The organism is Alloprevotella sp. Lung230, assembly GCF_014385435.1.
Taxonomy (GTDB): Bacteria; Bacteroidota; Bacteroidia; order Bacteroidales; family Bacteroidaceae; genus Alloprevotella.
This window is the reverse complement of sequence record NZ_JACSUD010000016.1, coordinates 53215-67452: the sequence shown is the minus strand read 5'-3', so window position 1 is coordinate 67452 and position 14238 is coordinate 53215. Positions and strand designations below refer to the sequence as shown.

Annotated in this window: 11 protein-coding genes and 2 tRNA genes; 11 read left to right on the top strand and 2 right to left on the bottom strand. The window is 55.6% G+C overall.

Translation table 11 applies throughout. The features are described from left to right. Positions 1-956: 956 nt before the first annotated feature. From H8527_RS08445 to tsaE, 4 genes are all read left to right on the top strand, one after another. Positions 957-4349 carry a DUF2723 domain-containing protein gene (locus H8527_RS08445; protein ID WP_187547335.1) on the top strand — a complete coding sequence of 1131 codons (3393 nt, stop codon included), beginning with the start codon at positions 957-959 and terminating at the stop codon, positions 4347-4349. Between the two features lie 22 nt (positions 4350-4371). Continuing rightward, the gene (locus H8527_RS08440) at positions 4372-4986 is read left to right on the top strand and encodes a polysaccharide deacetylase family protein (RefSeq protein ID WP_187547333.1); all 615 of its coding nucleotides are present in this window, start codon (positions 4372-4374) and stop codon (positions 4984-4986) included. Positions 4987-5050: 64 nt separating this feature from the next. Further along, positions 5051-6013 carry a tRNA epoxyqueuosine(34) reductase QueG gene (gene queG, locus H8527_RS08435; RefSeq protein WP_187547331.1) on the top strand — a complete coding sequence of 321 codons (963 nt, stop codon included), beginning with the start codon at positions 5051-5053 and terminating at the stop codon, positions 6011-6013. A 128-nt stretch (positions 6014-6141) separates the two neighbouring features. Further along, entirely contained in the window at positions 6142-6567 is a 426-nt protein-coding gene (tsaE, locus tag H8527_RS08430) for a tRNA (adenosine(37)-N6)-threonylcarbamoyltransferase complex ATPase subunit type 1 TsaE (RefSeq protein WP_187547347.1), read from the top strand. Positions 6568-6660: 93 nt separating this feature from the next. Here the strand turns inward: tsaE and H8527_RS08425 are convergent. Continuing rightward, positions 6661-6734, bottom strand: a tRNA-Asn gene (locus H8527_RS08425). Positions 6735-6774: 40 nt separating this feature from the next. Then, positions 6775-6848 (bottom strand) — tRNA-Asn (locus H8527_RS08420). A gap of 123 nt (positions 6849-6971) precedes the next feature. Between H8527_RS08420 and H8527_RS08415 the strand changes: the two genes are divergently transcribed. The 7 genes from H8527_RS08415 to H8527_RS08385 all read left to right on the top strand — a co-directional run bounded on the left by H8527_RS08415 (position 6972) and on the right by H8527_RS08385 (position 14183). Further along, on the top strand, positions 6972-7940 hold the full coding sequence (locus tag H8527_RS08415; RefSeq protein WP_187547329.1) for an adenosine kinase: 969 nt from the start codon (positions 6972-6974) through the stop codon (positions 7938-7940). Then, a complete protein-coding gene (locus H8527_RS08410) occupies positions 7930-9627 on the top strand; it encodes a S41 family peptidase (protein ID WP_255498558.1) in 1698 nt (565 codons plus the stop codon). Before H8527_RS08415 ends, H8527_RS08410 begins: the two co-directional genes overlap by 11 nt. Positions 9628-9703: 76 nt before the next feature. Further along, the gene (gene purD / locus H8527_RS08405) at positions 9704-10975 is read left to right on the top strand and encodes a phosphoribosylamine--glycine ligase (protein ID WP_187547327.1); all 1272 of its coding nucleotides are present in this window, start codon (positions 9704-9706) and stop codon (positions 10973-10975) included. Between the two features lie 44 nt (positions 10976-11019). Beyond that, complete coding sequence (locus tag H8527_RS08400) at positions 11020-11970, top strand: hypothetical protein (protein WP_187547325.1); 951 nt, start codon at positions 11020-11022, stop codon at positions 11968-11970. Beyond that, entirely contained in the window at positions 11946-12407 is a 462-nt protein-coding gene (locus H8527_RS08395) for a YqaA family protein (RefSeq protein WP_187547323.1), read from the top strand. Before H8527_RS08400 ends, H8527_RS08395 begins: the two co-directional genes overlap by 25 nt. A gap of 88 nt (positions 12408-12495) precedes the next feature. Continuing rightward, positions 12496-13371 (top strand): metal ABC transporter solute-binding protein, Zn/Mn family, encoded by an 876-nt coding sequence (locus tag H8527_RS08390; RefSeq protein ID WP_187547320.1) that lies wholly within the window; start codon positions 12496-12498, stop codon positions 13369-13371. Between the two features lie 182 nt (positions 13372-13553). Next, on the top strand, positions 13554-14183 hold the full coding sequence (locus tag H8527_RS08385) for a metal ABC transporter ATP-binding protein (protein WP_255498557.1): 630 nt from the start codon (positions 13554-13556) through the stop codon (positions 14181-14183). Positions 14184-14238 lie beyond the last annotated feature (55 nt).

Sequence of the window (14238 nt, the reverse complement as noted above, 5' to 3'; positions counted from 1 at the left end):
CATCTCGCATTCCAAAACCGCCACTTGCTCTTGACTTTAACATGGTTTTAACACTGTGGGTTCTTGTATGGACGCTTTCTTTGCCTCTTTTCTGGAGCAATCTTCTTTTTTAGTCGTTCTGTTGAGCGAGAAATCCTGCAAATCGAATCAAAGTATTCAAATCTCCTTCTTCAGCAGAGGTTTCATGAGGTTTTATATTTGTTCGATTGGGCGGATACGGGGAATGCGCTTGCGATGTCGCCTTCAGCGACACATAATCTGCAAAACCGGACCATCTTTCAAGTCTATGCAAATGTGTCGCCAAGATGTCAAACAGGTCTCCTCTCAAGTTGGATAGACAAACTGTAGTTCCTAAATGAGAGAAGGGCGTAAAGCCCAGGTCTTTTGACCGGCTATCGCGCACGCGCATCCCCTACTACAATAGTGTAGATTTTTTTGCCTTCACTCCTTCATCGCTGTGGATAAATGTCTGTGCAATAGATGGTTGTGGGTGAAGGCAAAGGCAAGTCTGCCTTCACCCGGAAACGCAGATTTTCGGCACAATCCGTAAATCGGTGAAGGCAGTGAAGGCAAAAAACACGAATGTGTGTAGTGTACGCGCGCGCGCGAGGGAAAATACAGGAGCAGTGGGCAACGACACCCTGCACTTCAACGCACGTTTTATCTACCTCAGAGATAAATGAAACTACCTCAGAGAAAACGAAAACTATCTCAGAGATAAATACAACTACCTCTGAGCGAAACACCCTCTTTTTCATACTCCACCCCGGCATTGGTGAGTGGGGACAGACCGGAGGAGAGGACGCGCTGACGGCCGATTTATCCAACTACTTTTTTGTTTTTTGACGGTTGCAGCAGTACATATTCAAAAATACTTCGTACTTTTGCAGGATAAAGTGACGTGTCGCGAAAACGTGTCGCCAACTGTACACACGCAATTTTCACCTTTTCATTCAATGAAAACCTTCAAACTTCTCAACAACGTCGTAGGCTGGGTTATCTTTGCGATAGCCGCTTTCACCTACATCTCAACGGTAGAGCCCTCCGCCTCCTTCTGGGACTGCCCCGAGTTCATCACCACGGCCATGAAGCTCGAAGTGGGACACCCGCCCGGTGCACCCTTCTTCATGCTCACCGGCAATCTCTTCTCGCATCTGGCCTCCGACCCCTCGCAGGTGGCCTACTGGATCAACGTGATGAGTGCCCTCCTTTCGGCCTTCTGCATCTTGTTTCTCTTCTGGAGCATCACCCATTTGGCGCGTAAGCTCATCTGCGCTGATGGCATCGTGCAGACCACCGCACAAACCCTCACCATCTTGGCTTGCGGCGTGACGGGCGCTTTGGCCTACACGTGGAGCGACACGTTCTGGTTTTCCGCTGTGGAAGGCGAAGTCTATGCCTACTCCTCGATGTTCACCGCCCTGGTGTTCTGGCTCATCCTCAAGTGGGAGGACAATGCCGACGCCCCTCATTCCGACCGCTGGCTGGTGCTCATCTTCTATCTCACCGGACTCTCCATCGGTGTCCACCTCCTCAACCTCCTCTGCCTGCCCGCCATTGTGCTGGTCTACTACTACAAGAAGACCCCCGAAGCCAATCTCAAAGGTTCGCTTCTCGCGCTAGGCGTCAGCATCGTGCTGGTGGCCGCTGTGCTCTACGGTGTCGTGCCCGGCATTGTGAAAGTGGGCGGCTGGTTTGAACTCCTCTTTGTCAACGGACTCAGCCTGCCGTTCAACTCCGGAATGGTCATCTACATCCTCACCCTCATTGCTGTGGTGAGCACCGCCATCTGGGCTACCACACGCCACAACCGTCGGCTCACCGTCGGGCTCTACGTGGCCAGTGTGGCGCTCCTCGGCATCCCCTTCTACGGCCATGGCTACGTGGGTCCTCTCAGTTTGGGAGTGGTCCTCCTGGCTGCGCTCTATGCCCTGCTCTTCTGGAAGCGTGAGGGAGAGTACGTCATCCGCAAGCGCTTCCTCAACACCTCCTTGCTGTGCATGCTCATGCTCATGGTGGGCTACTCTTCCTATGCCCTCATCGTGCTGCGCTCCACGCAAAACACTCCTATGGATCAGAACTCGCCCGAAGACATCTTCACCCTCGGCACTTATCTGAACCGCGAGCAATACGGCACGCGCCCCCTCTTCTATGGCGAAGCCTTCACCTCCCTGCCCTACAAATACAGCGAAGACGAACAGGTGCAGCGCCACGAGAAGAAAAATCCCAACGAACCCGACCGCTACGACATTGTGAAAGTGGGCGGTAAGCCCGAATATCCCTCGGGCATGAAGATGCTCTTCCCTCGCATGTACAGCCGTGCACACGCACAAGCCTACAATGACTGGTTGGGTGGGGTGGACTTGCACGCCACCGATGTGACCTTCGTCGACCCCGAAGACGGACAGGAAAAAACCATCGATGGCGAAATGCCCTCGCAGGTGGACAACCTCCGCTTCTTCCTTTCCTATCAGGTGAACTTCATGTACTGGCGCTACTTCATGTGGAACTTCTCCGGGCGTCAGAACGACATCCAGAGCCACGGTGAGCTCGACCACGGCAACTGGATCACGGGCATCACCCCCATCGACAATCTCCTCCTGCACAGCGATCAGTCAAAGCTGCCCGACGTGTTGAAGGACAACAAGGGGCACAACGTCTTCTACATGCTCCCCCTCCTCCTCGGACTGCTCGGCCTCTTCTGGCAAGCCTATCGCGGGAAGCGCGGTGTGCAGCAATTCTGGGTCGTGTTCTTCCTCTTCTTCATGACGGGGCTGGCCATCGTGCTCTACCTCAACCAGACGCCCCAACAGCCTCGTGAGCGCGACTACGCCTATGCTGGTTCGTTCTATGCCTTTGCCATCTGGATTGGTCTCGGTGTGGCAGCGATTGCCGATGGACTGCGTCGTCTTGGAAAACTTTCGCCCACGATTGCCGCCGGTGTAGCTGCGGTGCTCGGTGTGGCGGTGCCCTTGCAGATGGTGAGCCAAACGTGGGACGACCACGACCGCTCCGACCGCTATGCGGCCCGCGACTTCGGCGCCAACTATCTCCACTCACTCGACGAGAAAGGATCGCCCATCATCTTCACCAACGGCGACAACGACACCTTCCCCCTCTGGTACGGCCAGGATGTGGAGGGCACGCGTACCGATGCCCGCGTCTGCAACCTCTCCTATCTCCAGACCGACTGGTACACCGACCAGATGCGCCGTCCGGCTTGGAACAGCCCCGGACTCCCCATCACGTGGAAGCGCTGGGAGTATGTCGACAACATGGGGAACGACTTCTTCCGCGTTCATCCCAGCAACGACCTTCTCCTCCAACTCAAAGCCCAACTGCGCGCCCAAGGCAAGCAGGACGACCCCTTCGAATTGCGCTACATCATCGATCACTTCGTGCGCAACCCCGAGTACGGCTACATCCCCACCGACTCCATCGTGATGACGGTCGACAAGGCTGCGGTGCTCAAGAGCGGAATGAAGCTCGTGGGCGGTAAGGACAGTATCCCCGACAAAATCAACATCTCCCTCCGCGGCAAGCGCCTTGTCACGAAGTCGGAAATGATGGTCTACGAAATGCTGGCCAACCACGACTGGACGCGCCCCCTCTACATGAGCACCACCCTCGGCACGGAAAACTATGCCGGACTGGACAACAACCTCATGCTCGAAGGACTTGCCTTCCGCATCGTGCCCTACACCATCAAGGGCGGCAACGGTCTCGATAGCGACCGTATGTACGACAACATGATGCGCAAGTTCCGCTATGGCAACATGAAGCAGAAGGGCATCTACGTGGACGAAACGGTGATGCGCATGTGCTACACCCATCGGGCAAAGTTTGTTGAACTCGTCGGTCAGCTCCTCCGTGAAGGCAAGAAGGACAAAGCCCTCCGTGCTCTCCAAAAGTGCAAAGCCGAACTGCCTGAGTACAACGTGCCCTACGACTTCATGTCGCTTGGCTACGACTTCGACAACGGCCTCTTCAAGATGCCGGAATACTGGCGTCAGGTGGGTCGCACCGATGAGGCCGAACGCATCCTCCTCTCCGTGGGCAAGACCACACGCCAGTATCTCGAGTGGTACAACACGATGAGCGAAGGTTCGCTCGACAATAGTTTCTCTGCCATCTACCGCCTCTACATGAGTCTTGTGGCGGTGGAGAAGGGGCTGGAAAACTGCGGTTCCAAGCAAGCAGCGGCTTACAAGAGTTATCTGAACCGATGGGTGAACACTCCCGGCGGGCAGATGCTCACGCGCCGCATGATGCAGGAGCGTCAGCGCGAACTCCATGAGCGTCAGGGCACAGCCGACGGCATGTATTCTCCCGCAGACTACGTAGACTAAGTTCATCAGCACTCTCGGCTCCATGCTCATCGAACAACCCTCCTCCCTCCTCCGATGGCTCTATCCCCACGCTCTGTGGCGGATGGATCCTCGGGAGCGAGCGGTCTATCTGACCTTCGACGACGGCCCCATCCCCGAGGTCACACCCTGGGTGCTGGAGGTGCTCGACCGCTACGGTATCAAAGCCACCTTCTTCATGGTGGGCGACAACATCCGCAAGCACCCTGCAGAGTTTGAGATGGTCAAGGCGCGAGGGCACCGGCTGGGAAACCACACTTACAATCACCTTTCGGGCCACCTCCACGGCATCCGCTCCTACGTGCGCAATGTGGAGCGTGCCAACTACTATCTCCACACCAACCTCTTCCGGCCGCCTCATGGCTGGATGAAGTGGACGCAGTACTACGCTCTCCTCAGTCGCTACCGTATCGTGATGTGGGATGTCGTGACGCGCGACTACAGCCGCCGTCTCACTGCTGCCGATGTGCTCAACAACGTGAAGCGCTATGCGCGACCGGGCAGCATCATCACTTTTCACGATTCGCTCAAGAGCATCGACAAGCTCCGCACGGCCCTCCCGGCCGCCATTGAGTGGTTGCGCGATGAAAACTACACTTTCAAAGTGTTTGACGAGTAGGCCCGGCCCTGTGCGGGGGCGCTGTCGGACACACGTTTCAAAAGCCTACACCCACCTTTTTCTGATGAATCTCCTCCTCTCTTCTGAACACTTGAAAGCCGAAGCCTTGCGCCTCGGCTTTTTTGCCGTCGGACTCTCACCTGCCGAACCCCTCTCGGCCGAACGTGTGGCACAGCGAGAAGCGTGGCTGCAAGAGGGGTTTCATGGCGAAATGGCCTACCTGGAGCGCAACGAAGACAAGCGTCGCGACCCACGATTGCTCGTGGAGGGCGTGCGCACCATCGTTTCGGTGGCGATGAACTACAACACCCTCACCCCCGAAGCCGCTGCCACCGACCACATCCCCATTGCCCGCTATGCCCGTGGTCGCGACTATCACGACGTGATGAAAGCCCGTCTCAACGAGTGGCTGGTGGACCTTGCCGACACCTATGGCGCTGCATCGCTCGAAGGTGCTCGCGCTTTTGTCGACACCGCCCCTGTGGACGAGCGTTATTGGGCGTGGCGCGGCGGCCTGGGCTGGATTGGCAAAAACCGCCAACTCATCATCCCCGGCGCAGGAAGCTATTTCTTCCTGGGCGAACTCTTTCTGCCGCTTCCGGCCGACCGCTACGACACGCCCGTGCCCAATCGGTGTGGCAACTGCACACGCTGCTTGACGGCTTGTCCTGCTCAGGCGCTCTCTGAGCGCGGCTTGGATGCGCGGCGGTGCTTGTCCTATCTCACCATCGAATATCGCGGCAGTGAGCTTCCTAAGGGCGTCGGCCGACAGATGGGAGAGATGTTCTACGGTTGCGACCGTTGTTCCACCTGCTGCCCGTGGAACCGCCGTGCGCAGCCCACCACCGAAGCGGCCTTCTATCCCTCCGAGGAGTTGCAGCAGATGACGCTCGACGACTGGCGCACGCTGAGTGTCGAAACCTATCAGCGGCTCTTCAAAGGGTCGGCCGTGAAGCGCGCCAAATATGCCGGACTGCAGCGCAACATCGCGGCTCTCTCTGAGGCGGAGGAGGACGAAACGCCTTGAACTCTGCCACGCAGCGACATCTTTCCCTTTCCTTCGCTCCCTTGCTGCACACAAAAAACAGTGAAAAGCGAGAACAAGTGGGCAGAAAATCGTAACTTCGCATTCGACTTCACATTTAACTTCGTATGATGGAAATCAAAATCACCTCTCTTGAACATATCGACCAAGCCGCCCAAACTTTTTTGGCGGCGGTCGACTTGCGCGATGCGCGCCGCAACGTCTTGGCTTTCTATGGAAAAATGGGTGCCGGAAAGACCACTTTTGTCAAAGCCCTTTGCCAAGCCTTAGGGGTGGACGATGTGGTCAATTCGCCCACTTTTGCCATCGTCAACGAATACGATAGTGCGGTGCTCCAATCTCCCATTTATCACTTCGACTTCTACCGCATCAAGACCCTCGATGAGGCCTACAACATCGGTACGGACGACTATTTCTACTCGGGACATCCCTGCTTCATCGAATGGCCCGAACTCATCGAACCGCTCCTCCCCGAAACCGCCCTCCGAGTGGAGATTGAGGAGCAGCCCGACGGAACCCGCCTCGTGCGTTTCTGAACGAAAACGTTCTCTCACGTTCAATTTTTGTACTTTCAAGATGAAAGTACACTACGCAAAAACGCGCAACACTCGTACGAGTGTTGCGCGTTGCGCTTCAGGATGGGCTTGAACCAACGACCCCCTGATTAACAGTCAGGTGCTCTAACCAACTGAGCTACTGAAGCAGATGTCCTTTCTGATGAACCGCCAAGGACGGGCGGTGTGCGCTTCAGGATGGGCTTGAACCAACGACCCCCTGATTAACAGTCAGGTGCTCTAACCAACTGAGCTACTGAAGCAAGAAATGGAGCAGCAAGAAAAGGTGAAAAAATGCACATCTTGTTGCTGTTTGCGGTGCAAAAGTAGCACTTTATTTTGAATAAAGCACTATCTTTGCAGGAAAAAGTAGTAAAAAATTTTTCATGAAGCAGATTCTTGGCATCGGCAATGCCCTCGTAGATGCCTTAGTAAAAATAGATAATGATTTAATTATTAAGGAATTGTGTCTTTCCAAGGACGGGATGACACTGATTGACACACCTGCCTACCACCATATCGTGCAACGCCTTGAAGGCTTTGAGGTAGAGAGAAGTACGGGTGGGTCGGCTGGCAATACCTTGTTGGCGGTGGCCTGCTTGGGAGGTGCGGCCACTTTCATCGGAAAGCGAGGTCGCGACAGCAATGGAAAGTTTTACGCCCGTGAACGAGGAGCGCAAGGTGTGCAACCCATCGCGCTCTATGACGACGAACTCCCTACGGGCGTGGCCACTACGTTTGTGATGCCCGACGGACATCGTACGTTTGCCACTTATCTTGGGGCAGCGGCTACGATGCACGCGGCAGAACTGCGCGAAGAGTGGTTTGCCGAGGCCGGCTATTTCTTCATCGAAGGTTATCTGGTGCAAAATCACGAACTGATTGACACCGCAGTGGATTTGGCTCGACAGGCCGGAGCAAAGGTGTGCCTTGATTTGGCTTCTTGGAACATTGTTGAGGCTGATCGTGAATTCTTCGTGCACCTGTTGAAAAAGACCGACATCGTCTTTGCCAATGAAGAAGAGGCACGAGCCATGACCGGGCTTCCGGCGCGAGAGGCACTTGAAGCACTGGCTCAACATTGCCCGACGGTGGTTGTGAAACTCGGTGCTCAAGGGGCTTGCGCCATTGAGCGGGGACGGCGTGCGGAAGTACCAGCGGTGTCTGTGCCGGAGGTGGTCGACACCACAGGAGCGGGCGACTTCTTTGCCGGTGGTTTTCTACTGCGTCATGCCCAAGGCACCGATCTCGAACGTTGCCTGCGCCAAGGGGCACGTTGTGCCGCTGCCGTCATCCAAGTGCTGGGGACGAAACTCCCGGATTCCGTCTGGGATGAATTGCGCCATGAACAATAATCCTGCTTATTTCCTCCATCGCATGAAATCACTTTACTCCTTTCTCCTTTTCGCCCTCGCCCTACTACCGCTTCATGCGCAGAAAAACCATAATTTTGAGACGTCCAAAGCGCTCGACATCTTCAATGCTCTCTATCGCGACCTCGACCTCTATTACGTCGACACGCTGGATGCCGAGAAGACCGTGGGCGATGCCATCCTCTATATGCTGGGCAACCTCGATCCTTATACCGAATTTTATAAGGAAGACCGCACCGATGAGCTTCGTACCCTGACCACCGGAAAGTATGCCGGAATTGGTTCGCCCATTCGCTATCATAAAGCTTCCGACCGTTGTGCTTTCGACGGTCCTTACATGGGAATGCCTGCCCACAAGGCGGGTGTGCGTTCGGGCGATGTCATTCTCAAAGTTGATGGCAAAGATGTGGGCGTTTGCGGCAAACAAAGCAAAGGTGAGTACAGCAATGCCGTCACGCAGCGGTTGCGGGGGCAGGCCGGCACAACGTTCACGCTCACCGTGCAGCGTCCTGGCGTGGCGCAGCCCGTGAGTATGCGCATCACACGCCAGAAAATTGTGCGCCCCTCGGTGGTGTTCCACACCGTATTGCCGGATAGTACCGGCTACGTGTTGCTGGAAAGTTACACCGAAGATACTGCTCGCGATCTCCGTGCAGCCATCGAACAACTCAAAGCCGATGGTGCTCAGCGTCTCATCTTTGATTTGCGAGGAAATGGGGGCGGATTGATGGACCAAGCTGTGAAGGTGGTCAACCTCTTTTTGCCGAAAAACAAGCTCGTTCTCGAAACGAAAGCCAAAGATCCGGCACTCAACTCGCGCCTCAAAACGACCGACGAACCCCTCGACACGCAAATGCCGATGGTCGTGCTGGTGGACTATGCCACGGCCTCGGCGGCGGAAATCACTTCTGGTGCGCTCCAAGACTACGATCGTGCCGTCATCATCGGCCGACGCACCTATGGAAAAGGACTCGTGCAGGCGCCCCGCCCCTTGCCTTACAGCACGATGCTCAAAGTGACCACTTCGAAATACTACATTCCTTCCGGGCGTTGCGTGCAGGCTTACGACTTCAAGCATCGTGGTGCCGACGGGCAGCCGATGCACCTGCCCGATTCGTTGGCCAAAACTTTCTATACCGAGGCCGGCCGACCCGTGAAAGATGGGGGAGGCATTCAGCCCGACATCGAAGTGAAACTCGACTCCTTGCCCAATCTTATCTCTTACCTTTCGGCGTCGGATGCGCTGTTCGATTACGGTGCGCTCTACTGCAACACCCACAAGCGACTGGCGTCTGCAGCTGACTTCCACCTCACCGATGCGGAGTTTGAGGAGTTTAAGCAGTTCATGAGCAAAAGCGATTTTACCTACGACAACCAAACGAAGCACGCCCTCGATCGTGTGCGCCGGTTGGCTGCCTTTGAAGGCTATGCACAAGGGGCGAAAGCCGAACTCGATGCGCTCGAGGCCAAACTCACGCATCACCTCACCGACGACCTCCAACTTTGGAAGAAAGAAGTGGTCGAACTCATCGAATCCACCATCGTAAGCAACGCCTATGGGCAACGTGGTGCTGTGGAATATCAGTTGCGTGACGACAACGACCTCCGCACCGCACTCGAAGTGCTGCACAACCCGGCACGCTACAAAGCACTGCTATCCAAACCCTGAACCCTATTGCGGGAGCACCGAGGCACAATGGTATCGGTCGCCCCTCGTCCTTATTTTATCCCTCATCCCCACTCTTATGAAACTCCTACTCCTCGGATCGGGCGGCCGCGAACACGCACTGGCCTGGAAAATTGCACAAAGTCCCAAAATCGAACATCTCTACATTGCTCCCGGCAATCCCGGTACGGCCCAAGTGGGGGAGAATGTGCCCATCAAAGCCGATGATTTTGACGCCATCGGCCGTTTTGTAATCGACCATCAGGTCGATATGGTTGTCGTGGGCCCTGAAGATCCTCTGGTCAAGGGCATTTACGACTACTTTCAGCACGATGAGCATTTGTGCCGTATCCCTGTCATCGGGCCTTCCAAGGCCGGAGCAGTGCTGGAGGGCTCGAAGGATTTTGCCAAAGCCTTTATGCAACGTCATGGCATCCCGACGGCAGCTTACCGCACGTTCGATGGCACACAAGTCGAAGACGGTTGCCGTTTTCTCGAAACGCTCAAGGCTCCCTACGTGCTCAAGGCCGATGGCCTTTGTGCCGGAAAAGGAGTGCTCATCCTCCCCACGCTGGAAGAAGCGCAATGTGCGCTGCATGAGATGCTTGGAGGGCAGTTTGGCAACGCCTCCAGCCGTGTGGTGATTGAGGAGTTTCTTTCGGGCATCGAATGTTCCGTTTTCGTCCTCACCGATGGCACGCACTACAAGGTGTTGCCCGAGGCCAAGGACTATAAGCGCATCGGGGAGGGCGACACCGGCCTGAACACCGGTGGTATGGGGTCGGTGTCTCCGGTGCCGTTTGCCACTTCCGAATGGATGGAGCGTGTGGAGCAAACCATCATTCGCCCCACGGTAGAGGGGTTGAAGGCCGAAGGCATCGACTACAAGGGCTTCATCTTCTTCGGGCTCATCAACTGCGATGGCACTCCCAAGGTGATTGAGTACAACTGCCGAATGGGTGACCCCGAAACCGAAAGTGTGATGTTGCGCATTGAGAGCGACTTGGTGGATTTGTTCGAAGGCGTAGCCACCGGCGACTTGGATGCCCGCACGCTCACCATCGACCCTCGTCCGGCGGTGTGTGTGATGTGCGTGAGTGCAGGCTATCCCGAACACTATGAGAAAGGGCGTGTGATGTCCCACACCGAGGTCGAAGGCAGCGTGGTGTTCCATGCCGGTACGGCGCTGCGCGATGGCCAACTCGTCACTGCCGGTGGCCGTGTCATTGCGGTCAGCTCCTATGGGTCGACAGCCGCTGAGGCGTTGCAGCAATCCATGCGTGGTGCGGCTCAAATCGACTACGAAGGGAAGTATTTCCGCCGTGACATCGGGTTTGACTTAGGTTTGTAAGTTTCTTCGCCTTTCGGCATCAATCGCCATAAAGTAGAACAGCTATGCACGAACAGAAATTCCGCAACCGAGTGAGTCAAAGTCTCGCCTCGCTCCCCATCACGGCACTACTGGTGTCGGTGGTTTGGATGCTTCCTGACGTGAGCAACCTGTATCTTTGGGGAGGGCTGGGCGTAATGGCAGCCATGACGCTCATCGTGGCCGAATGGAACAACCAGTTTCAACTCATCCGCATCCGCTCGCGCATGAACAGCGTGGTGTTTCTCACCCTCATGGCGCTCTTTCCGAACCTCCATGTGCTCAACTGGGCCGTTGTCCCGGCAGCAGCGCTACTCGTGAGCTATTTCGTGCTATTTCGTGCCTATGGCGCTTATCAAGTACAAGGCATTGTGTTCCACGCGATGTTCTTCATCAGTTTGGGCAGTTTGTCCTATCCTCCCTTGCTGCTTTTTGTGCCCTTCTTGCTCATCTCCACCTATGCTCAGCTGCGTGCTCTCACGCTGCGCGCTTTCTTTGGTGGCCTCTTGGGGGGGCTGTTGCCCTATTGGCTTTATGCCCCCTATTTGGTGTGGCAGCCCGAGGCGGGGCAGAAGTTTTTTGCACTTTGGAGGGACTATCTGATTGTGGACATACCCGACTACGCTGCCCTTCCTCCTCACCATTGGGTGGCACCGGGCCTGTTGATTTTCCTTGCTTTGGTGAGCCTGCTCCACTTCCTCCGCACGGCCTACAACGACAAAATCCGTACGCGGCAATATTTCTACCTCTTGCTGGTGCAGTTCCTGCCGCTGCTCCTGATTATGGCGGCTTACCCAACGGATGATGCACATTGGATTCCGCTGCTCATCGTCAATATGACCCCTTTTGTCGGGCATTATTTCACTTTGGCACGTGGGCGTCTGATGAACCTGTGGTTCTGGTGCTGGCTGGTGCTGTTGGTGGCGCTCGGAGGCATTCAATATCTTGATTTATGGAGGTTTTTCTACAATATCTGATCGACTATGGCGTGGCGGGGATGTTCATTTCCGCCTTTCTGGCCGGCAGCATCCTCCCACTCTCGTCCGAATTCGTTTTGGCCGGATTGGTGGCGGCCGGGGTGGCACCGCTCGAACTGCTGCTCTCTGCCACCCTCGGCAACACCCTCGGCTCGGCCCTCAACTACGGCATCGGCCGTTTGGGGCGCGAAGCGTGGATTGAGCGCTGGGTGAAGGTGACGCCCGAACAGTTGGAGCGGGGCAAAGGTTATGTCCGGCGCTTCGGATTTTGGGGTGGTTTGCTGTCCTGGTTGCCCGTTCTCGGCGAACTCATTACGGTGGCGATGGGCTTTCTGCGGGTCAATCTGCCCCTCTCGTTGCTCACCATCTTTGTGGGAAAATTGGTGAGATACTGGGCGATTATCGCCACGATGACGGGAGCGATGACGCTCTTTTAGGCGGGAGTTCCTTTCGCTGTAACACTTTCAAACTACAGGTTGACAGCTTGTCTCAACAGACTTTACCTTACGATTCACTCTCGGATTTATGCACAAGATTTCTCAGCTTCTCCTCTGCTGTCTGCTTCCCTTGACGCTGGCGTCTTGTGGTGAAGCCCTCACCGGTGGACAACGTCTCACCGTGAGTATAGAACCGCTACGCTATTTCGTGGAAAATGTAGCCGGCGACAAATTTGTTGTTACCACCCTCGTTCCTACCGGTGCCAGTCCTGAAACCTACGAACTCACCCCTCAGCAAGTGGTGGAGGTGAGCGATAGCCGCGCCTACTTCACCGTGGGCACTTTGGGGCTGGAGAAGACGCGCTTGCAAAAACTGACTGAAAACGCCCCTGAACTCGTTACGGTCAATGTTTCCGATAGCATTCCGCTGATGACCACCGATGAAACCAACTGCACGGACGAGCATCATGGCCATCTGCACAGCGATGGCGTCGACCTCCACACCTGGACCTCCACCACTTCAGCGCGGGCCATTGTCAAACGCATTTGCCACGCTTTGGTTGAACTGGATTCTGCCAATGCCGCGTTCTATGCCCATCGTTCCGATAGTCTGCTGGCCCATATCGACAGCATTGATGTTCAGATCCGGGCCACATTGCGCAACCTGCAACACCGTACCTTCTTGATTTATCATCCCGCGTTAGGCTACTTTGCCCGCGACTACGGATTGCAGCAGATGTCCGTTGAAACCGATGGAAAAGAGCCCTCTGCCGAGCGGATGCAGCAACTCATCCATCGGGCGCAGAGTGAAAATGTGAAAGTCGTTTTCATCCAGACGGAACACTCCGGCCGAGCCGCTCGCCGCATCGCTGAAGCCATCGGTGGTCGCGTGGTGAGCATCTCGCCGTTGGACTATCAGTGGGATGCGCAGATGCTCCACATTGCCAAATCTTTGGTTCAATAGATAAGTAGATGTTCAGAATTAGTTGATAATAGATTTGTTCCCCTTTTTCGTCAACTCGTCTTTGCGAAGAAGGAGTGTAGCGGGCTACACGACTGATGAACAAAGGCAAGATGGTGGAAAAGGGAAATAAAGATGGTATCAAAGTAGAGAACTACCTACGACTAAAACAGCTACGATTAATTTTGAAGACCTATTTACCGCCCATGATGCTCATTTCTCTTCAACACATCAACATCGCCTACGAAGGTCGCCCCATCCTGAGCGATTTTTCACTCGATATCCATTCCGGCGATTTCATCGTGCTGCGTGGGCAGAACGGCGGCGGAAAGACCTCCCTGCTCAAAGTGATGGTCGGCCTCTTGCCACCTGTGGCGGGACGCGTGGAGCGCGCACCGGGACTTACCCTCGGCTATCTGCCGCAATATCGCAGCATCGACCGCCGATTTCCCATCACCGTCGAGCAAACCGTGCGTTCGGGCTTGCTCTCGCAGCTCCGCTGGTGGCAACGCTACACCTCCGCCCATCGGCAGCAGGTGCAGTCCATCCTGCAACGCTTCGGACTGGAAGCCCTGGCCCATCAGCCCATCGAAGCCCTCAGTGGCGGGCAGTGGCAACGCACCCTCTTGGCACGAGCTTTGGTGAGCCAGCCCCATTTACTGCTCCTCGACGAACCGGACACGCATCTTGACAATGCCACCAAAAGCGAACTCTATGCCACGCTTGCCGAAGAACACACCCAGCGCGCCATTGTCGTTGTGAGCCACGATGCCCACTTTCCCCATCCTGCCGAAGCCCGCATTGTCGATGTCTAAATGTCACATCACTCGAAGCCGCTCACACCGATGCGGCAACCCCTAAAACTCCTTC

Coding starts and splice junctions, on each gene's coding strand:
- H8527_RS08445 (WP_187547335.1), top strand. CDS start 957: ATGAAAACCTTCAAACTTCTCAACAACGTCGTAGGCTGGGTTATCTTT.
- H8527_RS08440 (WP_187547333.1), top strand. CDS start 4,372: ATGCTCATCGAACAACCCTCCTCCCTCCTCCGATGGCTCTATCCCCAC.
- queG (WP_187547331.1), top strand. CDS start 5,051: ATGAATCTCCTCCTCTCTTCTGAACACTTGAAAGCCGAAGCCTTGCGC.
- tsaE (WP_187547347.1), top strand. CDS start 6,142: ATGGAAATCAAAATCACCTCTCTTGAACATATCGACCAAGCCGCCCAA.
- H8527_RS08415 (WP_187547329.1), top strand. CDS start 6,972: ATGAAGCAGATTCTTGGCATCGGCAATGCCCTCGTAGATGCCTTAGTA.
- H8527_RS08410 (WP_255498558.1), top strand. CDS start 7,930: ATGAACAATAATCCTGCTTATTTCCTCCATCGCATGAAATCACTTTAC.
- purD (WP_187547327.1), top strand. CDS start 9,704: ATGAAACTCCTACTCCTCGGATCGGGCGGCCGCGAACACGCACTGGCC.
- H8527_RS08400 (WP_187547325.1), top strand. CDS start 11,020: ATGCACGAACAGAAATTCCGCAACCGAGTGAGTCAAAGTCTCGCCTCG.
- H8527_RS08395 (WP_187547323.1), top strand. CDS start 11,946: ATGGAGGTTTTTCTACAATATCTGATCGACTATGGCGTGGCGGGGATG.
- H8527_RS08390 (WP_187547320.1), top strand. CDS start 12,496: ATGCACAAGATTTCTCAGCTTCTCCTCTGCTGTCTGCTTCCCTTGACG.